The sequence below is a fragment of the Kitasatospora sp. NPDC090308 genome, assembly GCF_044769485.1.
Classification (GTDB): Bacteria; Actinomycetota; Actinomycetes; order Streptomycetales; family Streptomycetaceae; genus Kitasatospora; species Kitasatospora fiedleri.
This window is the reverse complement of sequence record NZ_JBIVXY010000003.1, coordinates 72,012-94,424: the sequence shown is the minus strand read 5'-3', so window position 1 is coordinate 94,424 and position 22,413 is coordinate 72,012. Positions and strand designations below refer to the sequence as shown.

At 74.9% G+C, this 22,413-nt stretch carries 19 protein-coding genes; 8 read left to right on the top strand and 11 right to left on the bottom strand.

The genetic code is table 11. The annotated features are described in order from the left end of the window. Positions 1-182: 182 nt before the first annotated feature. Both ACIQVD_RS08055 and ACIQVD_RS08050 read left to right on the top strand, forming a co-directional pair. The gene (locus tag ACIQVD_RS08055) at positions 183-1,034 is read left to right on the top strand and encodes a helix-turn-helix domain-containing protein (RefSeq protein WP_402286860.1); all 852 of its coding nucleotides are present in this window, start codon (positions 183-185) and stop codon (positions 1,032-1,034) included. Between the two features lie 96 nt (positions 1,035-1,130). Further along, positions 1,131-2,387, top strand: coding sequence for an aromatic acid exporter family protein (locus tag ACIQVD_RS08050; protein ID WP_400678647.1), 1,257 nt, complete (start codon positions 1,131-1,133; stop codon positions 2,385-2,387). 48 nt (positions 2,388-2,435) lie between these two features. Here the strand turns inward: ACIQVD_RS08050 and htpG are convergent, their stop codons facing one another. The 5 genes from htpG to ACIQVD_RS08025 all read right to left on the bottom strand — a co-directional run bounded on the left by htpG (position 2,436) and on the right by ACIQVD_RS08025 (position 8,588). Then, the gene (gene htpG, locus ACIQVD_RS08045) at positions 2,436-4,277 is read right to left on the bottom strand and encodes a molecular chaperone HtpG (RefSeq protein WP_400678646.1); all 1,842 of its coding nucleotides are present in this window, start codon (positions 4,275-4,277) and stop codon (positions 2,436-2,438) included. Between the two features lie 180 nt (positions 4,278-4,457). Continuing rightward, complete coding sequence (locus tag ACIQVD_RS08040; protein ID WP_402286856.1) at positions 4,458-5,186, bottom strand: ribonuclease H; 729 nt, start codon at positions 5,184-5,186, stop codon at positions 4,458-4,460. A 66-nt stretch (positions 5,187-5,252) separates the two neighbouring features. After that, the gene (locus ACIQVD_RS08035) at positions 5,253-5,960 is read right to left on the bottom strand and encodes a siderophore-interacting protein (protein ID WP_400678643.1); all 708 of its coding nucleotides are present in this window, start codon (positions 5,958-5,960) and stop codon (positions 5,253-5,255) included. 112 nt (positions 5,961-6,072) lie between these two features. Next, positions 6,073-7,605, bottom strand: coding sequence for an MFS transporter (locus tag ACIQVD_RS08030; protein WP_402286854.1), 1,533 nt, complete (start codon positions 7,603-7,605; stop codon positions 6,073-6,075). A gap of 86 nt (positions 7,606-7,691) precedes the next feature. Next, a complete protein-coding gene (locus ACIQVD_RS08025; RefSeq protein ID WP_400678641.1) occupies positions 7,692-8,588 on the bottom strand; it encodes an SDR family oxidoreductase in 897 nt (298 codons plus the stop codon). A 266-nt stretch (positions 8,589-8,854) separates the two neighbouring features. Here ACIQVD_RS08025 and ACIQVD_RS08020 point away from each other — a divergent pair, with 266 nt between their 5' ends. After that, the gene (locus ACIQVD_RS08020) at positions 8,855-9,433 is read left to right on the top strand and encodes a TetR/AcrR family transcriptional regulator (protein ID WP_111554084.1); all 579 of its coding nucleotides are present in this window, start codon (positions 8,855-8,857) and stop codon (positions 9,431-9,433) included. A gap of 50 nt (positions 9,434-9,483) precedes the next feature. Here ACIQVD_RS08020 and ACIQVD_RS08015 read toward each other — a convergent pair whose 3' ends face one another. Then, positions 9,484-10,917: an MFS transporter gene (locus ACIQVD_RS08015; protein ID WP_402286851.1), complete on the bottom strand. Its 1,434-nt coding sequence runs from the start codon at positions 10,915-10,917 to the stop codon at positions 9,484-9,486. A 146-nt stretch (positions 10,918-11,063) separates the two neighbouring features. On the opposite strand from ACIQVD_RS08015, the gene ACIQVD_RS08010 reads away from it, so the two are divergent. Then, the gene (locus tag ACIQVD_RS08010; protein WP_400678638.1) at positions 11,064-11,999 is read left to right on the top strand and encodes a helix-turn-helix domain-containing protein; all 936 of its coding nucleotides are present in this window, start codon (positions 11,064-11,066) and stop codon (positions 11,997-11,999) included. Here the strand turns inward: ACIQVD_RS08010 and ACIQVD_RS08005 are convergent. Together ACIQVD_RS08005 and ACIQVD_RS08000 are read right to left on the bottom strand one after the other, a co-directional pair. Next, positions 11,893-12,303, bottom strand: a complete 411-nt coding sequence (locus ACIQVD_RS08005; protein WP_400678637.1) for a cold-shock protein — start codon at positions 12,301-12,303, stop codon at positions 11,893-11,895. The genes ACIQVD_RS08010 and ACIQVD_RS08005 overlap by 107 nt on opposite strands. Before the next feature lie 183 nt (positions 12,304-12,486). Beyond that, complete coding sequence (locus ACIQVD_RS08000) at positions 12,487-13,107, bottom strand: dihydrofolate reductase family protein (protein WP_402286848.1); 621 nt, start codon at positions 13,105-13,107, stop codon at positions 12,487-12,489. A 227-nt stretch (positions 13,108-13,334) separates the two neighbouring features. Between ACIQVD_RS08000 and ACIQVD_RS07995 the strand changes: the two genes are divergently transcribed. The 4 genes from ACIQVD_RS07995 (at position 13,335) to ACIQVD_RS07980 (ending at position 17,872) form a co-directional block, all read left to right on the top strand. Further along, positions 13,335-14,174, top strand: a complete 840-nt coding sequence (locus ACIQVD_RS07995) for a siderophore-interacting protein (protein ID WP_402286845.1) — start codon at positions 13,335-13,337, stop codon at positions 14,172-14,174. Between the two features lie 185 nt (positions 14,175-14,359). Continuing rightward, entirely contained in the window at positions 14,360-15,928 is a 1,569-nt protein-coding gene (locus ACIQVD_RS07990; protein WP_402286843.1) for a Re/Si-specific NAD(P)(+) transhydrogenase subunit alpha, read from the top strand. Between the two features lie 6 nt (positions 15,929-15,934). Next, positions 15,935-17,374 carry a Re/Si-specific NAD(P)(+) transhydrogenase subunit beta gene (gene pntB / locus ACIQVD_RS07985; RefSeq protein ID WP_402286840.1) on the top strand — a complete coding sequence of 480 codons (1,440 nt, stop codon included), beginning with the start codon at positions 15,935-15,937 and terminating at the stop codon, positions 17,372-17,374. 195 nt (positions 17,375-17,569) lie between these two features. Further along, on the top strand, positions 17,570-17,872 hold the full coding sequence (locus ACIQVD_RS07980) for a hypothetical protein (protein WP_402287753.1): 303 nt from the start codon (positions 17,570-17,572) through the stop codon (positions 17,870-17,872). A 54-nt stretch (positions 17,873-17,926) separates the two neighbouring features. On the opposite strand, the gene ACIQVD_RS07975 is transcribed toward ACIQVD_RS07980, so the two are convergent. The 3 genes from ACIQVD_RS07975 to ACIQVD_RS07965 all read right to left on the bottom strand — a co-directional run bounded on the left by ACIQVD_RS07975 (position 17,927) and on the right by ACIQVD_RS07965 (position 22,281). After that, complete coding sequence (locus ACIQVD_RS07975) at positions 17,927-18,598, bottom strand: response regulator transcription factor (RefSeq protein ID WP_100839827.1); 672 nt, start codon at positions 18,596-18,598, stop codon at positions 17,927-17,929. 103 nt (positions 18,599-18,701) lie between these two features. Beyond that, positions 18,702-20,012, bottom strand: a complete 1,311-nt coding sequence (locus ACIQVD_RS07970) for a sensor histidine kinase (RefSeq protein ID WP_402286837.1) — start codon at positions 20,010-20,012, stop codon at positions 18,702-18,704. A 67-nt stretch (positions 20,013-20,079) separates the two neighbouring features. Beyond that, positions 20,080-22,281 carry an MMPL family transporter gene (locus ACIQVD_RS07965; RefSeq protein ID WP_402286834.1) on the bottom strand — a complete coding sequence of 734 codons (2,202 nt, stop codon included), beginning with the start codon at positions 22,279-22,281 and terminating at the stop codon, positions 20,080-20,082. Positions 22,282-22,413: the final 132 nt, after the last annotated feature.

Sequence of the window (22,413 nt, the reverse complement as noted above, 5' to 3'; positions counted from 1 at the left end):
GCTGCCGGGAGCGGAACCGGCCCCCGGTCCGGCCTAGCCTGGGACCGGCGTACCGGCGTACCGGCGTACCGACCTACTGACGTACCGGCGTACCGACGTACTGGCATGTCGACGTACCCGCCCACCGACGCCCCGGGCGGGTCACCGCACCGGAGAACCGTCCGCGACGAGGAGCGAGCACCGTGTCCACCCCCGCCACCGGCCAGGAACTCGGCGCGTTCCTGCGCGCCCACCGCGCCCTGCTGCAACCCGCCGACGTCGGCCTCGCCGCCACCGCCAGGCGGCGCACCCCGGGGCTGCGCCGCGAGGAGGTCGCCTCGCTGTCCGGCGTCGGCCTCGCCTGGTACACCTGGCTCGAACAGGGCCGGGTCAGCGCCTCCCGGCAGGTGCTGGAGGCGGTGGCGCGGGCGCTGCGCCTGGACGCGGCGGGTCTGCGGCACGCGATGCGGCTGGCCGGCCACCACGAGCCCGTCCCCGTCGACACCGACCGCACCGCCGCCGGGCGGCTCGCCGACACGGTCCGCCCGGTGCTCGACTCCTGGCCCGCCAGCCCCGCCGTCCTGGTCGACCGGCACTTCGACCTGCTGGCCTGGAACGCGGCCTGGTCCGCGCTGTGGGGCGCCCCCGAGGCCGTCCCGGCCGACCGCCGCAACCTGATGTGGCTGATGGCCGTCGACCGGCGCCTGCGCGGCGTCCTGCCCGACTGGGAGCCGCTCGCCATGAACGTCTTCCAGCACTTCCGCGCCCAGGCCGGCCCGGCCCTCGCCGACCCGCGCACCGACCAGGTCTACCGCCGCCTGGAGGCCGACGCCCCCGAGCTGCGCCACTGGTGGGGCTGCCACTCGGTCGCCGAACTCACCGCCCGCACCGTCCTGGTGGAGCCCCCCGGCGTCGGTCCCGTCCGCCTCGCCCTCAGCTCCTTCCACCCCGTCGACGACCCGTCCGCGCTGGTCCTGCTGTTCACCCCCGCCACCGCCGCCGACACCGCCCGGATGGCCGGCCTGGCCGCCCGCCCGCCGCGCCCGACGGCCTGAGGTACCGGCCGCCCCACCAGCCCCACCGTCCCCATCAGCCCCTTTTGCGCGGGTCGCGGCGGTGTGTGCGGACACCGGAGGGATAGAAGGGACAGCATGCGCTTTGTTCCGGAGTCGGTGGCCGCGGTGGTACGCCGTGGTGCCAGGGATGCGTTCGTCGTGCAGACGGTGCGGGCCACCGTCGCGGCGACGCTGTCGTACGTGGTGGCGACCTGGCTGAGCAGGGAACCGGTGCCGCTGACCGCGCCGCTGACGGCGCTGCTGGTGGTGCAGGTGACGGTCTACTCGACGCTGACCACCAGCATCCGGCGGGTCAACTCGGTGGTGGTCGGGGTGCTGATCGCGATCGGGTTCTCGGCCGTGGTGGGGCTGTCCTGGTGGAGCCTGGGGCTGATCATCATGGCCTCGCTGGTGGTCGGACGGTTCGTCCGGGTCGACGAGTTCGTCCAGGAGGTCGCGATCAGCGCGATGCTGATCCTGGGCGTCTCGCAGGTCACCACGCAGGCGTGGGACCGGGTGCTGGAGACGGTGATCGGCGCGACCGTCGGCCTGGTGTTCAACCTGGTGATAGCGCCACCGGTCTGGGTCGACAAGGCCGGCGAGTCGATCGAGGACCTGGCCCGCCGGGCCCGCCACCTGCTGCTCGGCCTGGCCGAGGAGCTGGACCGCCCCGTCCCGGTCGAGCGGGCCGCCGAACGGCTGCACGAGGCCCGGCAGCTGGACCAGGCGATCGCCGAGGTGGACGGGGCGCTGCGGCAGGCCGAGGACAGCCTGCGGCTGAACCCGCGGATCAGCGAGGGCCTGCTGTCCCGGCTGGTGCTGCGCACCGGGCTGGACACGCTGGAGATCTGCGTGGTCGTCATCCGGGTCATCGCCCGTTCGCTGACCGACCTGGCCAAGCGCCGCGCCCCGGGCGAACGGCTCTTCCCGGCGGACGTCGCGGTGGCCCTGGAGGAGCTGTTCGAACACGTCGGCGGGGCGCTGGTGAGCTTCGCGGTGCTGGTCACCACCCAGGTCAGCCGCAACGCCGAGGAGGCCGAGCAGCGGCTGGCCGCCGAACTCGCCGCCGCCTGGTCCGTCCGGGAGAACGTCGCCCAACTGCTGCTGCGCCGCGTCCAGGAGAGCCCCGAGGCGTGGCAGCTGCACGGCTCCCTGCTCGCCGAGGTCGACCGCATCCTGGACGAACTCGACCTCGAACACCGCGGCCGCCGCCTGATGGAGGAGCTCGACCGCGCCTCGGTCGCCAACCGCGACCGCTTCTCCCGCTTCGCGGGCCTGCGCCGCCTCGCCCGCGGCGAACGCTTCCGCCCCCGCCGCCCCCGCCGCCGACGCCGCCAGGAGGAGACCGCCTGAACGGCGCCGGCGCCGGCGGGGACGGCGCCGGCGGGGACGGCGCGGCGGTCAGACCGTCCGGGTGAGGCGGTCGGCGAGGAGCTTGGCGAACCGGGCGGGGTCGGCGAGGTCGCCGCCCTCGGCCAGCAGGGCGGTGCCGTAGAGGAGTTCGGCGGTCTCGGGGAGGGCCGGGTCCTCGGGGCGCTCCTCGTGGGCGGTGCGCAGGGCGGTGACCAGGGGGTGGTCGGGGTTGAGTTCGAGGATGCGGCGGGCGGGCGGGACGTCCTGGCCCATGGCCCGGTACATCTTCTCCAGGGTGGGGGTGAGCCCGTCGGCGTCGCTGACCAGGCAGGCGGGCGAGTTGGTGAGGCGGGTGGTGAGGCGGACGTCCTTGACGTCGGCGAGCGTCTCGCCGAGCCAGCCGAGCAGCGGCGCGTAGGAGCCGGTGCGCTCCTCGGGGACGTCCTCGGCGGGGAGGTCGACGGCGCCGCGGGCGACCGAGCTGAACTCCTTGCCCTCGTAGTCGGGGACGCCCTCGATCCAGATCTCGTCCACCGGGTCGGTGAGCAGCAGGACCTCGTAGCCCTGGGCCCGGAACGCCTCCAGGTGCGGGGAGTTCTCGACCTGGGCGCGGCTCTCGCCGGTCATGTAGTAGATCCTGTCCTGGCCGTCCTTCATCCGGGCCAGGTAGTCGGCGAGCGTGGTGGGCTCCTCGCCGGCGGTGCTCGGGAAGGAGGCGACGTCGAGGATGGCCTTGCGGTCCTCGGCCGGGTCGAGCAGGCCCTCCTTGACGGCGGGGCCGAACTCGCGCCAGAACGTGCGGTACTTGTCGGCGTCGGCCGTCATCATCTCCTTGACGGTGGCCATCACCTTCTTGGCCAGCCGGCGGCGGATCAGCTGGATGTGCCGGTCCTGCTGGAGGATCTCGCGGGAGATGTTGAGCGAGAGGTCGGCGGCGTCCACCACGCCCTTGACGAAGCGCAGGTGGTCGGGGAGCAGCTCGCGGCTGTCCTCCATGATGAACACCCGCTTCACGTACAGCTGGACGCCGTGGCGGCCGTCGCGCTGGAACAGGTCGTGCGGGCGGCGGGCCGGGATGAACAGCAGGGCCTCGTACTCGAAGGTGCCCTCGGCCCGCATCCGGATCGTCTCCAGCGGGTCGGTCCAGTCGTGGGCGACGTGCCGGTAGAACTCCCGGTACTCCTCGTCCGCGACCTCGGCGCGCGGCCGGGCCCAGAGCGCCTTCATCGAGTTGAGGGTCTGCTCGGTGCCGTCCGGTCCGGTGGTGCGGATCGGGAAGGCGATGAAGTCGGAGTAGCGCTTGACGATCCGCCGGACGGTCGACGGGTCGGTGTAGTCGTGCAGGCCGTCCTCGCCGTCCTCGGGGCGCAGGTGGACGGTGACCGAGGTGCCCTCGGGGGCGTCCTCGACGGTCTCGACGGTGTAGGTGCCCCCGCCGGCCGACTCCCAGCGGGTGCCGGTGGGCTCGCCGGCCTTGCGGGTCAGCAGGGTGACCCGGTCGGCGACCATGAAGGTGGAGTAGAAGCCGACGCCGAACTGGCCGATCAGCTCGGCCGGTTCCTTGCTCTCGCGCAGGCGGCGCAGTGTCTCGGCGGTGCCGGAGCGGGCGATGGTGCCGATCAGCGCGACGACCTCGTCGCGGGTCATGCCGATGCCGTTGTCGCGGACGGTCAGGGTGCGGGCGTCCGGGTCGGTGTCGACGGCGATGTGCAGGTCGTCGGCGCGCAGCCGCTCCTCGGTGAGGCCGGCCAGGCGCCGCTTGTCCAGGGCGTCCGACGCGTTGGAGATCAGCTCGCGCAGGAAGACGTCCTTGTTCGAGTAGATCGAGTGGACCATCAGCTGCAGCAGTTGCCGCGCCTCGGCCTGGAACTCCAGCGTCTCGGTGCTCATGGGGTCCTTTTCGCTCGGGTGACAGTGCGGGTACGGGAGCACGCGCTCCGTGGCAATCTGACACACCGGCGGCGGCGCGGACAAACGCCGTTGACAGACCGGGCCGGACCGGGCGCGGCCGGGCGGAACCGGGCACGCGGCACCCGGTCCGGCCCGGCCCGGTCCGGGCGGGTCCTCCGGTCAGACGTGGGCGGCGGCGCACTCCGGGTGGCCCCAGCTGCCGCCGACCTTGGTGATCTTCTCGCCCTTGCCGTAGGGGCGCCCGCACGGGCACCGGCCGGGGAACTTCGCGGCCAGCGTCCGGCCGCCGCCACCACCGCCCGAACTGCGCCGGGCCGCACCGCCGTTCGAGGCCGCGGACGCCGAGCCGGACGAAGCGGACGGGGCGGTGCGGCGGGCGCGCGGGGCGGGGGCGGTCACCGGGTCGGGCACCGGCAGGTCGGCGGCGGTGCCGGCGGCGGCCTGCTGGGTGCGGGCGGCGTCGCTGGCGGCCTTGTCGGCGATGGCGTTCAGCGGGTCGCCGTCCACCTGGTGGGCGGGCACGTAGACGAAGGCGACGTCCCGGCCGGTGAGCAGCGCGTCGATCCGCTGGATCAGTTCCTGGTTGGCGACGGGCTTGCCCGCGGCGGTCTTCCAGCCGTTGCGCTTCCAGCCGTGCAGCCACTTGGTGACCGCGTCCCGGGTGTAGGTGCTGTCCAGCCGCACCTCCAGCGGCAGCGCCGGGTCGGTGGCCTCCAGCAGGCGTTGCAGGGCGGTCAACTCCCCGACGTTGTTGGTGTTGCGGCCCAGCGGACCGGCCTCCCAGCGCTGCGGGGCGCCGTTCCCGTCGGCGACCACGAAGGCCCACCCGGCGGGCCCGGGGTTGCCCTTGGCCGCTCCGTCGCAGGCGGCGATGACTCGTTCAACCATCCCCCGATCATGCCAGCCCCCGCCCACGTGCCCGCCCACGTACCCAGCCACGTCCCCGGCCGCCCGCTACTCCAGGCCGGTGCGGCCGGGCGTCCAGAACGGCTTGGTGAGGACGTCGCGCCGGTCCCAGCCCCGTTCGCGCACCAGGTGGTCGCGGACGAGCTGGATGGTCCCGGCCTCGCCCGCCAGGTAGGCGGTGCCGGGCGCGGCCGGCAGGTCGAGCGCCGCGACCGCCGCGACGAGTCCGGCCGAGCGGGCCGCGGACCGCCCGTCGCGCCGGACCCACCGGACGCCCGGGACGGGCAACTGGTCGTCCTCGGTGTCGACCTCGACCACGGCGTGCGTCTCGGCCCCCGGCCCCAGCGCGGCCAGCATCGGGCCGAACGCGGCGGAGGCGGTCTCCTCCCCGACGAACAGGTGGTACGAGGAGGGGCGGGTGACGAACCTGCCCTCCGGCTTGCCGAGGTGCACCCGGTCGCCGGGCCGCGCGGTGCGGCCCCACGCGGCGCCGGGACCCCCGCCGTGGTCGAGCACCCGCAGGTCGAGCCGCTCGCCGCGGTGGGCCCAGACCGAGTAGGTGCGCAGGGTGCCGACCAGCCGGTCGACCAGCGGGTTCGCCGCGCCGACCTGGACGCGCACCTGCTGCCCGGGCAGGGCGGTCAGGTCCGCGAGCCGCGGCCCTTCGAGGGTGAGGGCGCGCCAGCGCCTGCCCAGCGGCTCGTTGGCGGCGACGGTGGCGGGGAGCAGGAAGGCGTCGAGCAGGCGGCGTGGCATGGGGGTCCTTCTCCGGGCGGACGTACGGGCGGACGTACGGGCGGGCAGGCGGGACGTACGGGCGGGCAAGGGTGCAGGCGTACAGGCGTACAGGCGGGCCATCGTACGGACGTCAGGGCGCGGCGGTGTCCGCGCCCGCGGGCTTGCGGGCGGCCCGCCGGGCGGCGAGGACGACGACGGCTCCGGCGGCCAGGGTGACCGCGCCCGCGACGTGCAGGGCGCTGCCCGCCCCGGTGACGAACGCGTCGACCACGGCGGTCCGTTCGGCCGGTGCCGCGGCCAGGGCGGCGGGGACGGAGTGCTGTCCGTGCGCGGCGGCGGGCAGGGCGGCGGTGAACGCGGCGGTGAGGACGGTGCCGACGACGGCGACGCCGAGGGCGCTGCCCAGTTCGCGGGTGGCGGACTGGAGGCCGCCCGCGACGCCCGCCCGGTGCGGGGGCAGCGACGAGGTCAGTTCGACGGTCAGGACCGGCATCGCGAGGGCGAAGCCGACGCCGACCACCACCAGCCAGAGCGCGTAGACGGGGTAGGGGGCGTGCGCGGCCGAGGCCAGCCCGAACAGGCCGCCGCCGATGCACGGGAAGGCGATCAGCAGGGCGGCCGCGAAGCCGATCCGCTTCGCCAGCGCGGGCACGAACCGGGCCACCACCACGATCGGCAGCGCGACCGGCAGCACCCCGAACCCGGTCTGCACCAGGGAGAAGCCGCGGCCGTACTGGAGCAGCGAGGCGTTCAGGTAGAACAGGCCGAAGCTGCCGAAGAACATCACGAACATGCCCAGGCTCGCCGCGCTCAGCATCGGGATCCGGAACAGCCGCGGGTCGAGCAGCGGGTGCGCGGTGCGGAGCCCGGCCAGCACCCAGGCCGCCCAGAGCAGGGCGCTGACCGCGAAGGCGCCGACCACCAGCGGGCTCCCCCAGCCGGAGCCGGGGCCCTCGATGATGCCGATCAGCAGGGCGACGGTGGCGAGCACGAGCAGGACGGTGCCGACCGGGTCGAGCGAGCGGGGGCTGCGCCCGCTGCGGCGGACGGCGAGCGCGACGCCCAGGGCGCAGGCCAGGGCGAGCGGGACGACGGCCCAGAACAGCAGCCGCCAGGAGCCGGACGACAGCAGCGCGCCGCCGCCGAGGTTGCCGACCAGGCCGCCCAGCCCGGTGACCGCGCCCCACAGCGCCAGGGCGTGGCCGCGCCGCTGCGGGCGGGTGGCGTGCACCAGCACGCCGACGCTGTTGGGCAGGACGAGCGCGGCCCCGACCCCGCTGACCACCCGGCCCGCGAGCATGACGCCGATGTTCGGCGCCAGCGCGGTGAGCGCGGCCCCGGCGGCGAAGGTGAGCAGCCCGGCGAGCAGGGTGCCCTTGCGGCCGAACCGGTCGCCCGCCGCGCCGCCGGGGATGACCAGGCAGGCGAAGACCAGGACGTAGGCGTCGATGATCCACAGCAGTTGCGCGGAGCTGGGGTGCAGCGGCCCGGCGGCCAGCATCGGCACGGCCAGGTTGATCGCCGCCACCAGGCCGACCACCAGCACGCTGCAGACCGAGACGCAGGCCAGCACGAGCGTCTCGGCGCGCCGCACGCCCGCGGGGGCGGCCGGTTCGGGGGCGGGGGGTGTCACGGGGGCGGTCGGCGCGGGAGCGGGTGTCACGGGAGCGGGTGTCGCGGTGCCGGGAGAGGCGGCGCGGTCGGGGGGTGTCGCGGTCATGGGCTTCTCGTTCACGGGAGCGGGCCTGGTCAGTCGGTGGTGTAGGCGCCGGCGAGGATGTCGCCGAGCAGCGTCGGGCCGGCGGGCTGCCAGGAGAGCAGCTCGCGGGTCAGTTCGCTGGAGCCGGTCAGGGTCTGCCCGAAGAAGTGGCCGACGACGCCGAAGTGCTCCGCGGCGTCCGCGGGGTCGACGGCGACCACGGGCAGGTCGAGGGCCGTGCCGAGCGCCGCGGCGATCGCCTTGGTGGTGACGGCCTGTTCGGCGACGGCGTGCAGGCGGGTGCCGGCCGGGGCGCGTTCCAGGCCGAGGCGGATGAGCCGGGCCGCGTCGGTGACGTGGACGGCGGACCACTCGCTGGTGCCGTCCCCGAGGTAGCCGCTGACGCCGTGCTTGCGGGCGGCGGCGGTGAGCCAGTTGACGAAGCCCCAGTCGCCGCGTCCGTGCACGCTCGGGGCGAAGCGGACCGCGATCGGGCGGATGCCGCGCGCGGCGGCCTCCAGGGCGAGGTTCTCCGAACCGCCGCGGTCGGCGCCGGGGCCGACCTCGGGCGAGGGGTCGGTCTCCAGCGCCGGGCGGCCGGTGACGAGGCCGGAGAGGCCGTTGGCGATCACGAACGGCTTCCCGGAGCCTTCGAGGCCGTCCAGGATCGCCTCCACGGCGGCCCGTTCGGCGCGGTCGGTGCCCGCCGGGTCGGCCCAGTCGTGCTTGTTGGCCAGGTGCACCACCGCGTCGGCGGCGCTCGCGCCGGCCCGGAAGGAGTCGGGGTGGTCGAGGTCGCCCCGGTGGACCTGGGCGCCCTTGGCCGCCAGCGCGGCCGCGGCCCGGTCGGAGCGGGCGAGCCCGAGGACCTGGTGGCCGGCGGCGAGCAGTTCGTCCACGGTGGCCGAGCCGATCCAGCCGGTGGAACCCGTCACGAAGACGCGCATCGCGCGGTCTCCTCTCTGCCCTGTCGGGCACGGTGCCGGCGTCGCCGACAATTACTGTTCACGATGCACCGAAACTAACAGATCCGGTGCACAGTGTCCATTAATAGGCGGACGCCGCGACGGACCCGGCCACGGGCACCACGGTGGACGCCGCCACGGGCACCGGGCCGCCAACCGGGCGGCCGGGCAAGGCTTTTGTCACATTTGTGTACATTCTTTCTCGTCACCTACGATGGCCGGACCAGAGGTCCGGGAGAGGAAGCGGCATGGTCGGCGAACAGGGCAAGGTCGGTCGTCCGCGCAGCGAGCAGGCCCGGGCGGCCGTCCTGCACGCCGTCGACGACCTGGTGGTCGAGCTGGGCTACGGCGCGGTCACCCTCAAGGGCATCGCCGAGCGCGCGGGCGTCTCCCGCCAGACCGTCTACCGCTGGTGGTCGACCAAGGCCGAGATCCTGCTGGAGGCCAGCGCGATCGACGCCCGCCAGGAGCTGGACGTCCCCCCGCACGAGGACCCCGCCGCCGACCTCGCCGCCTACCTCGGGGCCCTGGTCGCCTTCCTGACCACCTCCGACGCGGGCGCCGCCTACCGGGCCCTGGTCGGCGAGGCCCAGCACGACACGGCCGTCCGCGACCTGCTGCGCGGCACCGACCCGATCGGCGCCAGCGCGGCGGCCGTCATCGACCGCGCCCTGCCCGGCGACGCCCTGGCCGTCCCGATGCCGCAGGCCACCGCGCTGCTGGTCGGGCCGGTCTTCTTCTGGATCCTCAGCGGCCGCGAGCCGGACGCCCTGGACGCGGGCGCGCTGGCCGCCGACTTCCTCCGGCTGGCCGCCGCCCGCCGCTGAGCCCCCGTCCGATCGGGACGGGGGCCGGTGCCGGGGCGTGCCGGTCGGCGTCAGCCCTCGCGGGGCCGGAGGAAGGCGGTGGCCAGGACGCCGACCAGGACCAGGGCGGCGTTCACCAGGACGGCGAGGGCGATGCCGTCCAGGACGGCCGGGACGGACGGGGCGCCGCCGGCCCGGGCGGCGACGATCGCGCTCATCACCGGGGTGCCCAGGGTGATGCCGATCTGCTGGGTCATGGTGGCCAGCCCGGTGGCCAGGCCCTGTTCGTGGTCGGGCAGGCCGGAGGTGGCGGTGACCATGAAGCCGACGATGACGAACATGTTGCCGACGCCGCCGACGAAGGTCGCCGCCAGCAGCAGCCACAGCGAGGACTGGCCCTGGCCGAGCAGCAGCAGGGCGGCGGTGGCCGCGGCCTGCACCAGGCCGCCGACCACCAGGGTGGCGCGGGTGCCCGTGGCGGCGATCAGGCGGGCGGCGGTGGCGCCGCCGAGCACCGTGCCCAGGCCCAGCACGCCGAAGGACAGGCCCGCCGCGAGCGCGGAGAAGTCCAGCACCTCCTGGAGGTAGAGGGTCAGCAGGAAGACCAGCGAGGTCTCGGTGAGGAAGGCGATCAGCCCGGCCAGGTTGCCCCAGACCACGCTGCGGCGGCGCAGGACCGCCACCGGCACCAGCGGCGCCGGGGCGCGCCGTTCGACGGCGTGGAAGACCAGCAGCAGGGCGGCGCCCAGGCCGAGCGCGCCCAGCGCGAGCGGGTCGCCCCAGCCGGCCAGCCCGGCCCGGGTCAGGCCGTACACCAGGGAGAGCAGGCCGAGGGTGACCGAGAGCGCGCCGGGCAGGTCGAGCCTCGGACGGGCGTCCGGGCGGCTCTCCCGGATCACGCCGGGCGCGATCAGCAGCACCCCGAGCGCCACCGGCACGTTGACGAAGAACGCCCAGCGCCAGGACAGCAGGTCGGTGAGCACCCCGCCGAGGACCGCTCCGGCGGTGAACCCGGCCGACATCAGCGCGCCGTTGAGGCCCAGCGCCCGGTCGCGCAGCGGCCCCTCCGGGAAGGAGGTGGTCAGCAGCGCCAGCCCGGCCGGGGTGACCGCCGCGGTGGCCAGGCCCTGGGCGACCCGGGCGGCGATCAGCACCGCCGGTCCGGTGGCCAGGCCGCCGGCCAGCGAGGACGCCCCGAGCAGGGCCAGTCCGAGCAGGAACAGCCGCCGTCGGCCGAACAGGTCGGCGACCCGGCCGAACAGCAGGGTGAACCCGGCGGCGGAGAGCGCGAACGCCGTCCCGATCCACTGGAGGTCGCCCAGCGGGAAGCCGAGGCCCGCGCCGATCGCCGGGAGGGCCACGTTCAGGATGGAGAAGTCCACCGCCAGCATGAACTGGGCGACCAGCAGGACGACCAGGACGACGCGCTGACGGCTCGTCAATCTGCTTGTGCCGCTTGCCTGTTGCGGTCGTTCGACTGTTCCGGTCGCTTCGGCCGTCGCCATGGCGGGCCTCCTTCTCGTCGGGTTCGGCGTGACGGGAAGGAGCCTGCACCGGACCGGACGGCCCACCCAGGGCCCTGCGGAAGGTAGCACTCGCGGGGATACCCTGCGGCGGCCACCGGAGCGCCCCGCCCGGGCAGACTGGGGGCATGGAGACATCGACCGCCCTCGGGGAGTTCCTGCGCAACCGGCGCGCCCGCCTGCGTCCCGAGGACGCGGGGCTGACCCCCTACCCCAACCGGCGCCGGGTGCCCGGGCTGCGCCGCGAGGAACTCGCCATGCTCGCCGGGGTCAGCGTCACCTACTACACCCGGCTCGAACAGGGCCACAGCGCCAACGCCTCCGACGGCGTCCTGGACGCGCTCGCCCGCGCCCTGCGGCTGACCGGCGACGAACGCGCCCACCTGTACGACCTGGCCCGCCCCGCCCGGGCCGGGCGCACCCCGCAGGACCGGCCCGCCAGGGTCCGGCCCGCCACCAGGCACCTGATCGACGCGATGCCGCAAGTGCCCGCCGTCGTCCTGGACCGGGGCAACGACGTGCTGGCCTGGAACGCCCTCGGCCACGCCCTGCTGGCCGGCCACCTCGACCCGACCGCCCCCGACCGGCCCGCCGACCGCCCCAACCTCACCCGGCTGCTGTTCCTCGACCCGCACACCCGCGAACTGCACGCCCGCTGGGAGGAGGACGCGAAGGTCGCCGTGGCGGCGCTCCGGCTCGCCGTCGGCCGCCACCCGCAGGACCGGCGACTGGCCCACCTGGTCGGCCAACTCGCCATCCAGAGCCCGGAGTTCGCCGCGCTGTGGGCCCGCCACCCGGTCCGCGACTGCGCGGTGGGCAGCAAGTCCTTCCGGCACCCGCTGGTCGGCCCGATGGAGCTGCACTTCGAGAGCCTGCCGCTCTCCGACGGCACCACCCACCGCGTCCTGCTCTACGGTGCCGCCCCCGACAGCCCGTCCGCCGCCGCCCTCGCCCTGCTCAGCCGATCCAGCCGTGGCTCTTGGCCAGCTGGAGCATCGCCGAGCGGACCTGGAGGATCTGGGTGCCCGTCAGCGACGGGGCGTACTCCAGCAGCGCCTCGGTGACGTCGTCCAGGTAGTCGTCGGAGGCGAGCTGCTCGTCGTCGTCCACGGGCGCGCGCACCACGCGTTCGGCGACCGGCGCGCCGGGGGCCTTCAGCTCGGCGCCGGGGGCGAGCTGGACGGAGGACGCCTTCGGGCCGCGGTCGCCCTCCTCGACCTCGAAGACCACCGCCAGGCCCGCCCGGATGTACGACTCGGGGATCAGCAGGTCGTTGACGTGCAGGAAGACGTCCTCCCCGCCCTGATCCGGAGCGATGAACCCGTAACCCCGCGAACCGTCGAACCGCACCACGCGACCGGCAACCATGCCAACCCCCAAGACACCTTTTGGGCCCCATGCCCGAAACCTGGGCCCGAGGATAGCCCCGGGACGGCGGCGAGGCGAACCCGCCGTTCGAAAAGCGCCGGGCGTCCCGGCCGCCGCGCGGGCGGCCGGGACGCCGACGGCCGGTGCGCGGGCAGCCGACGGCCGGTGGTCGCGGTCCGGGGCTCAGTCCTCGCGGGGCGCGCTCATGTCGCCGGTGGCGGGGACGCCCTCGGCCAGCCCGTAGCGCAGCAGCACGGTGCCGCGGGGGCCGGCGGCAGGCGGCTCCAGCAGGGTGACGTTGGTGGGGACGGCTCCCCCGGCGAAGACCTGCTTGCCGGTGCCGAGGATGACCGGGTGCACCCACAGGTCCAGGCGGTCGTACAGCTTCTCCCGGAGCAGGGTCTGCACCAGGTCCAGGCTGCCGACCACCGTCACCTGCTGGTGCCGCTCGCGCAGGCCGCGCACCGCGGCGGGCAGGTCCGGCCCGAGCAGTTCGGACCCGGCCCAGGTCAGCTCGGGCTCGCCGCGGGAGGCGACGTACTTGGGGATGCCGTTGAAGAGGTTGGCGAAGGGGTTGTCCCCGGCCTTCGGCCAGTAGGCGGCGAAGATGTCGTAGGTGCGGCGGCCGAGCAGCAGGGCGTCCGTGCCCGCGTAGGCGGCGTCGACCTGCGCACCGGAGACGTCGTCCACCAGCGGGGCCTGCCAGCCGCCGAAGGGGAAGTCGACCGGGTCCTCGTCGGGCCCGCCGGGCGCCTGGCCGACGAGGTCGAGGGTGGTGAACAGCTCGATGTGGATGAAGCCCATGACGTGCTCCCCTGGGGGTCGGTCGGTGGTCCGGTCACGAGTACGGACGGATCGGGGCGGGCGAACTCATCGGTCCCCCGGCCGCCGATCCGCCCACCTCGATGATCCGGCCCCGGAGCCGGTCCGCGCAGCCCCGGGCGGCCGGGGGCGGCGGGCCCGTGGCGCAGACTGGTCCCGCACCGACCCGGCCGGCCGGCCGAGCGGTCCGTCCACCGAGGAGCCGTCCCATGGCAGAGCGTCCGCCCCGCAAGCCCCGCACGCCGCACACCGCGCAGGTCGTCCGCACTGAGCGGCTCACCCCCCACATGCAGCGGGTGGTGCTCGGCGGCGACGGGCTGGCCGCGTTCGACGCGGGCACGTACACCGACCACTACGTGAAGGTGCTGTTCGACGCGCCGGGGGCGGCCTACCCGGAGCCGTACGACCTGGAGCGGATCCGGGCCGAGTTCCCGCGCGAGCAGTGGCCGACCACCCGGACGTACACCGTGCGCGCCTGGGACGCCGGGCGGCGCGAGCTGACCCTGGACTTCGTGGTGCACGGCGACCAGGGCCTGGCCGGGCCGTGGGCGGTGCGCGCCCGGCCCGGCGACACCGTGCGGCTGCTCGGCCCCGGCGGCGGCTACGCGCCCGACCCGGCCGCCGACTGGCACCTGCTGGCGGGCGACGAGAGCGCGCTGCCCGCGATCGCCGCCGCCCTGGAGGCGCTGCCCGCCGACGCCCTGGTGCACGCCTTCGTCGAGGTCTCCGGGCCCGGGGACGAGCAGCCGGTCGACACCGCCGCGAAGGTGGTCTGGCTGCACCGCGGGGACCGGCCGGTCGGCGAGGCGCTGGTCGGGGCGGTCCGCGCGCTGGAGTTCCCGGCGGGCCGGGTGCAGGCGTTCGTGCACGGCGAGGCCGGGTTCGTGAAGGAGCTGCGGGCGCTGCTGCGGGTGGAGCTCGGCGTGCCGCGCGAGGACCTGTCGGTCTCCGGGTACTGGCGCCTGGGCCACGACGAGGACGGCTGGCAGGCGTCCAAGCGGGAGTGGAACGCCGTCGTCGAGGCCGAGCAGGAGGCCCCCGCGTCCTGAGCGCCGACCGTCCCCGGAGGGCGGGGTGTAGTCCGGTCGGTGGGAGTTGTGGTGACACATTTCACCGTTCGCCCGGTTCTGCCGGAGGGGGTCGGGAGTCTAGGTTCCTGCGACCAGGGGGAAGTACTCCCCTTCGAGCGCGGAACACGTCCGGCACCACCTCCTCCGACGAGAGAGAACGAGCGATGTCTGGAAACGACTCCTCCGCACGCCCGCCCCAACGGGTCGGCGTGGTCGCCGAGTCCGTGCCCGGGGAGACCCGGGTCGCGGCGACCCCGGCCACGGTGCGCGGACTGCTGGGCCTGGGCTACGAGGTGGTCGTCGAGTCGGGGGCCGGCGCGGCCTCCGGGTTCGACGACGCGGCGTACCGGGCGGCGGGCGCCGCCGTCGGGGACGCCTGGGCGGCCGAGGTGGTGCTGAAGGTGAACGCGCCGTCGGAGGCCGAGGTCGGGCGGCTGCGCGAAGGGGCCGTGCTGGTGGGGCTGTTGGCCCCGGCGCAGCGGCCGGAACTGCTGGCGGCGCTGGCGGCGCGCGGGGTGACGGCGCTGTCGCTGGACGCGGTGCCGCGGATCTCCCGGGCGCAGTCGATGGACGTGCTCAGCTCGATGGCCAACATCGCCGGGTACCGGGCGGTGATCGAGGCCGCGCACGCCTTCGGCCGGTTCTTCACCGGGCAGGTCACCGCGGCGGGCAAGGTGCCGCCGGCGAAGGTGCTGGTGGCGGGCGCGGGCGTGGCCGGGCTGGCCGCGATCGGGGCCGCGTCCAGCCTCGGGGCGATCGTCCGGGCCACCGACCCGCGTCCCGAGGTCGCGGACCAGGTGCGGTCGTTGGGCGGCGAGTACCTGGCGGTGGAGGCGGTCCAGGAGGCGAGCGCCGACGGGTACGCGAAGGCCACCTCGGCGGACTACGACCGGGCCGCGGCCGTGCTGTACCGGGCGCAGGCCGCGGACGTGGACGTCGTGGTCACCACGGCGCTGATCCCCGGCCGGCCCGCGCCCCGGCTGCTGACCGCCGAGGACGTGGCGGCGATGAAGCCCGGCAGCGTGGTGGTCGACATGGCCGCCGCGCAGGGCGGCAACGTGGCGGGCACGGTGCCGGGGCGGACGGTGGTCACCGACAACGGGGTGACCCTGATCGGCTACACCGACCTGGCGTCCCGGCTGCCCGCGCAGGCCTCGCAGCTGTTCGGCACCAACCTGGTCAACCTGCTGAAGCTGCTCACCCCGGGCCGGGACGGGCGGCTGGCGATCGACTTCGAGGACGTGGTGCAGCGCGCGGTGACGGTCGTCCGGGAGGGCGAGACCACCTGGCCGCCCCCGCCGGTCGCGGTCTCGGCCGCGCCCGCCGCGCCGCCCGCCGCGCCGCCCGCGGCTCCCCCGGCCGCCGCCGGGGCGGGGCCCGCCCGGGTCACGCCCGCCGTCCGGTTCGGCCTGATCGGTCTCGGGATGCTCGCGCTGTTCCTGCTGATCGCCTTCGCCCCGGCCCAACTGGCGGAGAACTTCACGGTGTTCGCGCTGGCCGTGGTGATCGGCTACTACGTGATCGGGAAGGTCCACCACGCCCTGCACACGCCGCTGATGTCGGTGACCAACGCGATCTCCGGGATCGTGGTGATCGGCGCGCTGCTGCAGATCGGGCACGAGAGCGCCCTGGTGACCGTGCTGTCCGCGGTGGCGATCCTGCTGACCAGCGTGAACGTCTTCGGCGGTTTCGCCGTCACCCGCCGCATGCTGAGCATGTTCTCGAAAGGCTGAGCCGAGATGACGTCCCTCACCGCCGCGCACGCCGCGGACCTGGTCGCCGCCCTGCTGTTCATCCTGAGCCTGGCCGGGCTCTCCCAGCACCGCACCTCGCGGGCCGGGGTGGTCTACGGCATCGCCGGCATGGCCCTGGCGCTGGTCGCCACCGTCGTGGTCGCCTCCCGCAGCATCAGCGCGGGCGCGGTCGCGCTGATCCTGGTCGCGATGGCGCTGGGCGCCGCGATCGGCCTGTGGCGGGCCCGCCGGGTCGAGATGACCCAGATGCCGGAGCTGATCGCCGTCCTGCACAGCTTCGTCGGCCTGGCCGCCGTGCTGGTGGGCTGGAACAGCTACCTGGAGGTGGAGCGGCACGGCGCCGCGCAGACCGCGGTGGCCGCCGACCTGCTGACGATCCACCACGCCGAGGTGTTCATCGGCATCTTCATCGGCGCGGTCACCTTCACCGGCTCGATCGTCGCCTACCTGAAGCTCTCCGCGAAGATCGCCTCCCGCCCGCTGGTGCTGCCCGGCAAGAACGCCCTCAACCTGGGCGCGCTGGGCGCGTTCCTCGCCCTGACCGTCTGGTTCACCGCCTCCCCCGGCCTCGGCCTGATGGTCGCCGTGACGGTGCTGGCCCTGCTGCTGGGCTGGCACCTGGTGGCCTCGATCGGCGGCGGCGACATGCCGGTCGTGGTCTCGATGCTCAACAGCTACTCGGGCTGGGCGGCCGCCGCCGCGGGCTTCCTGCTCGACAACGACCTGCTGATCGTCACCGGCGCGCTGGTCGGCTCCTCCGGCGCCTACCTCTCCTACATCATGTGCCGGGCGATGAACCGCTCCTTCCTGTCCGTCATCGCGGGCGGCTTCGGCATCGAGGCCCCCTCCGGCGGCGACGCCGAGCAGGGCGAGCACCAGGAGATCCGGGCCCGGGAGGCCGCCGAGCTGCTGGCCGCCGCCAGGTCCGTGATCATCACCCCCGGCTACGGCATGGCCGTCGCCCAGGCCCAGCACCCCGTCGCCGACCTCACCCGCCGGCTGCGCGAGCGGGGCGTCGGGGTCCGCTTCGGCGTCCACCCGGTGGCCGGCCGGCTGCCCGGCCACATGAACGTGCTGCTCGCCGAGGCCAAGGTCCCCTACGACATCGTGCTGGAGATGGACGAGATCAACGAGGACTTCGCGGACACCTCGGTCGTCCTGGTGATCGGCGCCAACGACACCGTCAACCCCGCCGCCCTCGACGACCCCGCCAGCCCGATCGCCGGCATGCCCGTCCTCAAGGTCTGGGAGGCCGACCGGGTCGTCGTCTTCAAGCGCTCGATGGCCTCCGGCTACGCGGGCGTCCAGAACCCGCTGTTCTTCCGCGACAACACCGCCATGCTCTTCGGCGACGCCCGGCAGAGCGTCGAGCAGATCCTCCAGTCCCTGGACGCCACCGACCCGGCCCTCACCGCTCGGCACTGAACCCTCGCCCCGCCCCCACCGGACCCACTCCCGCCCCCGCCCCCGCTCCCGCTCCCGCCCGGGGCCGGGGGCGGGGGCGGGGGCGGGAGTGGGTCTGGGCCCACCCCGGTGTACGGGCAGGCCCATGTCGGGGCGGGCGGCGGCTCCGTAGCGTCGTGGTCGGCAGGAGACGACGCCACGGAGGAGAGCGGAACGATGGCAGTGACCGAGACCGAGACCCGCACGCAGGACGTGTTCGACACCGCGCGGACCTGGGTGACCCTGTTCGGCGCGATCGGCGCGGTGGTGCTGGGCACCGTCGCCGTGCTGGCGCTGGCCGGGCAGCCGACCACGCCCTTCCTGTGGGTGCGCGGCGCGCTGCTGTTCCTCTCCGAGGGCTCGGTCAGCAAGTACACCACCACGATCTTCGCCAAGCTCGGCCTGGCGAACGACGACGACACCAACCGCCGGGTCCGGGCCGTCCTCGCCTACCTGTCCGCCGACCGCGGCGCGGGCTGACCGGCCGGGCCGCGCGTCCCGCCGGTCGCGCACCCGCAGCTCACGGCCCGCAGCTCACGCCCCGCCCGGGCGGACCAGGCCGGTCTCGTAGGCGATGACCACCAGTTGGGCGCGGTCGCGGGCGCCGAGCTTGGTCATCGCGCGGTTGACGTGGGTCTTGGCGGTGAGCGGGGTGACGAACAGCCGTTCGGCGATGTCGTCGTTGGACAGGCCGGCCGCGACCAGGGCGACCACCTCCTGCTCGCGGGCGGTGAGCACGTCCAGCCGGGGCAGCGCGGCGCGCCGCCCCGGGTCGGGCTGGGCGAGGAAGCGGCCGATCAGGGCCTTGGTGGCGGCCGGGGAGAGCAGGGCGTCCCCGGCCGCGACGACCCGGATGGCGTCCAGCAGCTCCTCCGGGTCGATGCCCTTGCCGAGGAAGCCGCTGGCCCCGGCGCGCAGCGCCTCGGCGACGTACTCGTCGCTCTCGAAGGTGGTCAGGACCAGCACCTTGACGCCCGCCAGGTCCTCGTCGGCGGTGATCAGCCTGGTCGCGGCGAGGCCGTCCAGGTCGGGCATCCGGATGTCCATCAGGACCAGGTCGGCGCGCAGGGTGCGGGCCAGCGCGACGGCCTCCCGGCCGGTGCCGGCCTCGCCGACCACCTCCAGGTCGGGGGCGGAGTCGATCAACAGGCGGAAGGTGCCGCGCAGCAGGGCCTGGTCGTCAGCGAGCAGGACGCGGACGGTCATGGTCGGCGGCTCCTTCGGGTGGTCCTCGGTGCGGTTCGTGCGGTTCGCGGGGTTCGCGGGGTTCCCGCGGTAGCCGGTGCCGCACCCCCGACCGCCGGGCGGCTCACGGTCGGCCGGCCTTGCGGGCGGGGCCGGCGGGCAGCGGCAGTTCGGCGTGGACCCGGAAGCCCCGGCCGGGGCGCGGTCCGGCGCTCAGGGTGCCGCCGACGGCGCGGGCGCGCTCGTACATGCCGATCATGCCGTGACCGGTGCCGGTGCCGTCGGGCGCCCCGCCGCCGTCGGCCCGGCCGTCGTCCTCGACGGTGAGCCGCAGCGTGTCGGGGCCGAAGTCGAGGCGGACGCGCGCGGTGGTGGGCCCGGCGTGCTTGTGGGTGTTGGTGAGCGCTTCCTGGATGATCCGGTAGGCCGTCAGGTCGAGGATCGGCGGCAGGACCGCGGAGGGGCCGTCGCGTCCGGCGGCGCCGTCGGGTCCGGCAGCGCCGTCGCGTGCGGGGGCGTCGTCGCGTGCGGGGGCGTCGTCGAGGCCGGCGGCGTCGTCGCGTTCCAGGGTGACGTCCAGGCCGGAGTGCCGGAAGGCGTCCAGCAGGTCGTCGAGTCCGGCCAGGCCGGGGGCGGGTTCGCGCGGCGCGGCCGGCTCGCCGCTGTGGCGCAGCAGGCCGACGGTGGCGCGCAGTTCGTCGAGGGCGGCGCGGCTGGTGTCGCGGATGCGTTCCAGGGCCTGGTACGCGTGGTCGGGGTCGGTGCGCATCAGGTGGTGGGCGACGCCGGCCTGGGCGTTGACCAGGGTGATGTGGTGGGCGACCACGTCGTGCAGTTCGCGGGCGATCCGCATCCGTTCCTCGGTGACCCTGCGGCGGGCCTCCTCCTCGCGGGTGCGTTCGGCGCGTTCGGCGCGTTCGACGGCGGAGGCGAGCAGTTCGCGGCGGCTGCGGACGGCGTCGCCGATCGCCACCGAGAGGAACGGCCAGGCGATCAGGCCGAGGTTCTGCGGGATCTCCTCCAGGCCGGGGCGGACGATCAGCGCGGTGAGGGTGAGCGCGGCGGCGGCGCAGCAGCCGGTGCGCCAGGCGGTGGGCCGGTCGGTGCGGGTGGCGACGGCGTACAGGGCGACGCCGACGGCGAACATCGAGATCCCGAGGGCCTCCGGGCGCGGGCCGGGCGAGAACGGGATCAGCACCAGTTCGACCACGCCGATCAGCACCGTCGCGGCGGCCACCGGCACCGGCCACCGGCTGCGGGCCAGCAGCGGCAGGCAGGACAGCAGCAGGAACAGCAGGTAGCCGGTGATCGAGGCGTCGCGGTGGTACGCGGTGGCGGCGGTGATCGGCGTGGCGAGCACGAAGCAGGCCAGCGCCACCGCCACGTCGGTGCGCCCCGGCCGTCCGCCGCACCACCGTCTGACCGTCTGCGTCATTCGCACTCCTTCACCGTACGCAGCAGGGCCCGGCCGGTGGCACTGACCGGCCGGGCCCCGCGGGGTGTCAACGCCCGGCGTCGGCCGGTTCGGGCTGCCGGACGGCGGCGGGGGCGGGGGCCGGGTCGGGCTCGCCCTCCACCGAGACGTGCGGCAGCAGGCGGTCGAGCCAGCCGGGCAGCCACCAGTTGGCGGCGCCGAAGCGGTGCATCAGGGCCGGGACGAGGACCATCCGCAGCACCAGCACGTCGAGCAGGACGGCCAGGGCCAGGCCGAGCCCGAACTCGGCGATCATGCGCTGGCCGCCGAACAGGAAGGCGGCGAACACGCAGGCCATGATGACGGCGGCGGCGGTGATGACCTGGCCGGTCTCGCCGTGGCCGACCCGGACGGCGCGGTGGTTGTCCCGGGTGTGGGTCCACTCCTCGTGCATCCGGCTGATCAGGAAGACCTGGTAGTCCATCGAGAGGCCGAACAGGATCGCGATGATCATCACGGGGGCGAACGCCTCGACCGGCCCGGCCGCGCCGGCCCCGAGCGCCTCGGAGCCCCAGCCCCACTGGAAGACCGCGACGATCGCGCCGAACGCCACGCCCATGGTCAGCAGGTTCATCACCACGCCGATCAGCGGCACCAGCAGGCTGCGGAAGGCCACCATCATCAGCAGGCAGCCCAGGCCGACGATGATCGCGATGAACAGCGGCAGCTTGGAGATCAGCACGTCCGCGAAGTCCGCGGCGGTCGCGGTCGCGCCGCCGACGTACACCCGCAGGCCGGTGCCGGCCTCGGCGCCGGGGACGGTGTGCTCGCGCAGCTCGGTGATCAGCGCGGAGGTCTGCGCGGACTGCGGGGAGGTGGTGGGCACCACCTGGACGATGCCGACCTGCTGGCCCTCGCGCATCGGCACGGCCGCGACCCGGGCGACGCCGTCCAGGCCCTTCAGGTCGGCCACCAGCCCGTCCAGGGCGGCCCGGTCCGCCGCGCCGGGGGCCTCGGCGACCAGCAGCAGCGGGCCGTTCGAGCCGGGGCCGAAGCCGTCGGCCATCAGGTCGTACGCCTGCCGGGTGGTGGTGGTCCTCGGGTTGTTGCCGGCGTCCGAGCTGCCCAGGCGCAGCGACAGCACCGGCAGCGACACGGCGAGCATCAGCACCAGGGCGACCAGCGCCTTGCCGGTCGGCCGGGCCTGCACCCGGGCGGCCCAGCGCGGCCAGAAGCCGGTGGCGTGCGCCTCGCCGGGGCCGTGCTCGGCCAGGCGGTGGCGCTGGGCGCGGCTGAGCACCCGGTGGCCGAGCAGGCCGAGCAGGGCGGGCAGCAGGGTGATCGCGGCCAGCACGGTGAGCGCGACGGTGAGGGCGGCCGAGACCGCCATGCCGTTGAGGAAGCCCATGCCGAGGATCAGCATGCCGAGCAGGGCGATCACCACGGTCAGTCCGGCGAACAGCACCGCGCGGCCGGAGGTGTTCAGCGCCTTGGCGGACGCCTCCCCGACCTCCAGGCCGGCCATCAGGCCCTTGCGGTGCCGGTTGACGATGAACAGGGCGTAGTCGATGCCGACGCCGAGACCGACCAGGACGCCCAGGGTGGGGGCGACCGAGGCGATGCTCATGCCGTGGCTGAGCAGGCCGGTGCCGATCACGCCGGTGCCGACGCCGGCCACGGCGGTGAGGATCGGCAGCGCGGCGGCCCACACCGAGCGGAACACCAGCGTCATCACGATCAGCGCGGCGACGATGCCGATGATCTCGCTGGTGCCGCCCATCTCGGTCTCGGCGTTCTGCACGGCCTGCCCGCCGAGCTGGACGTCCAGGCCGTCGGCGCGGGCCTGCTTCGCCAGGTCGACCACGTGCTCGACGTCCGCCTTGGGGACGTCGTGGGCGGCACCGCTGAAGGTCACCTGCGCATAGGCGGTGGTGCCGTCGGCGCTGACCTGCGCCGCGCCCTGCTCGGCGTACGGGCTGCCGACCGAGGCGACGGAGGGGCTGTGGGCGATGGCGTCCAGGGCTCCGGTCATCCGCTCCTGGACGGCCGGGTCGCGCACCGTCCCGTTCGCGGTGTGCCACACCACGGTGTCGGTGTCGCCGGCCGCGGCGGGCATCTGCGCCCTGAGCAGGTCCATCGCCCGGCTGGACTCGGTGGCCGGCATCGCCATGCTGTCGCTGTACTTCGTCCCGACGGCGCCGGAGACGGCTCCGAGCCCCACCAGCAGGCCCAGCCACAACAGCACGGTGACGAGCCGGTGCCGATGGCACCAGCGGGCGAGAACGGACATGCGCGCTCCAGAATTCGGCCTTCTCCCGGTCTCCTCCACCCTGCGGTCCCGAGCCGCCCCCTGTCGTCCCCCGCCCGCAGACACCCGCCGTACCACGCCCGCGGTACCCGCACGCCCCCGGTACCGCGCCCG

What these genes read in the sequence shown, in the direction of transcription:
- ACIQVD_RS08050 (WP_400678647.1), top strand. Translation starts at nt 1,131, where the DNA reads ATGCGCTTTGTTCCGGAGTCGGTGGCCGCGGTGGTACGCCGTGGTGCC.
- htpG (WP_400678646.1), bottom strand. Translation starts at nt 4,277, where the DNA reads ATGAGCACCGAGACGCTGGAGTTCCAGGCCGAGGCGCGGCAACTGCTG.
- ACIQVD_RS08040 (WP_402286856.1), bottom strand. Translation starts at nt 5,186, where the DNA reads ATGGTTGAACGAGTCATCGCCGCCTGCGACGGAGCGGCCAAGGGCAAC.
- ACIQVD_RS08035 (WP_400678643.1), bottom strand. Translation starts at nt 5,960, where the DNA reads ATGCCACGCCGCCTGCTCGACGCCTTCCTGCTCCCCGCCACCGTCGCC.
- ACIQVD_RS08025 (WP_400678641.1), bottom strand. Translation starts at nt 8,588, where the DNA reads ATGCGCGTCTTCGTGACGGGTTCCACCGGCTGGATCGGCTCGGCCACC.
- ACIQVD_RS08020 (WP_111554084.1), top strand. Translation starts at nt 8,855, where the DNA reads ATGGTCGGCGAACAGGGCAAGGTCGGTCGTCCGCGCAGCGAGCAGGCC.
- ACIQVD_RS08015 (WP_402286851.1), bottom strand. Translation starts at nt 10,917, where the DNA reads ATGGCGACGGCCGAAGCGACCGGAACAGTCGAACGACCGCAACAGGCA.
- ACIQVD_RS08010 (WP_400678638.1), top strand. Translation starts at nt 11,064, where the DNA reads ATGGAGACATCGACCGCCCTCGGGGAGTTCCTGCGCAACCGGCGCGCC.
- ACIQVD_RS08005 (WP_400678637.1), bottom strand. Translation starts at nt 12,303, where the DNA reads ATGGTTGCCGGTCGCGTGGTGCGGTTCGACGGTTCGCGGGGTTACGGG.
- ACIQVD_RS08000 (WP_402286848.1), bottom strand. Translation starts at nt 13,107, where the DNA reads ATGGGCTTCATCCACATCGAGCTGTTCACCACCCTCGACCTCGTCGGC.
- ACIQVD_RS07995 (WP_402286845.1), top strand. Translation starts at nt 13,335, where the DNA reads ATGGCAGAGCGTCCGCCCCGCAAGCCCCGCACGCCGCACACCGCGCAG.
- ACIQVD_RS07990 (WP_402286843.1), top strand. Translation starts at nt 14,360, where the DNA reads ATGTCTGGAAACGACTCCTCCGCACGCCCGCCCCAACGGGTCGGCGTG.
- pntB (WP_402286840.1), top strand. Translation starts at nt 15,935, where the DNA reads ATGACGTCCCTCACCGCCGCGCACGCCGCGGACCTGGTCGCCGCCCTG.
- ACIQVD_RS07980 (WP_402287753.1), top strand. Translation starts at nt 17,570, where the DNA reads ATGGCAGTGACCGAGACCGAGACCCGCACGCAGGACGTGTTCGACACC.
- ACIQVD_RS07975 (WP_100839827.1), bottom strand. Translation starts at nt 18,598, where the DNA reads ATGACCGTCCGCGTCCTGCTCGCTGACGACCAGGCCCTGCTGCGCGGC.
- ACIQVD_RS07970 (WP_402286837.1), bottom strand. Translation starts at nt 20,012, where the DNA reads ATGACGCAGACGGTCAGACGGTGGTGCGGCGGACGGCCGGGGCGCACC.
- ACIQVD_RS07965 (WP_402286834.1), bottom strand. Translation starts at nt 22,281, where the DNA reads ATGTCCGTTCTCGCCCGCTGGTGCCATCGGCACCGGCTCGTCACCGTG.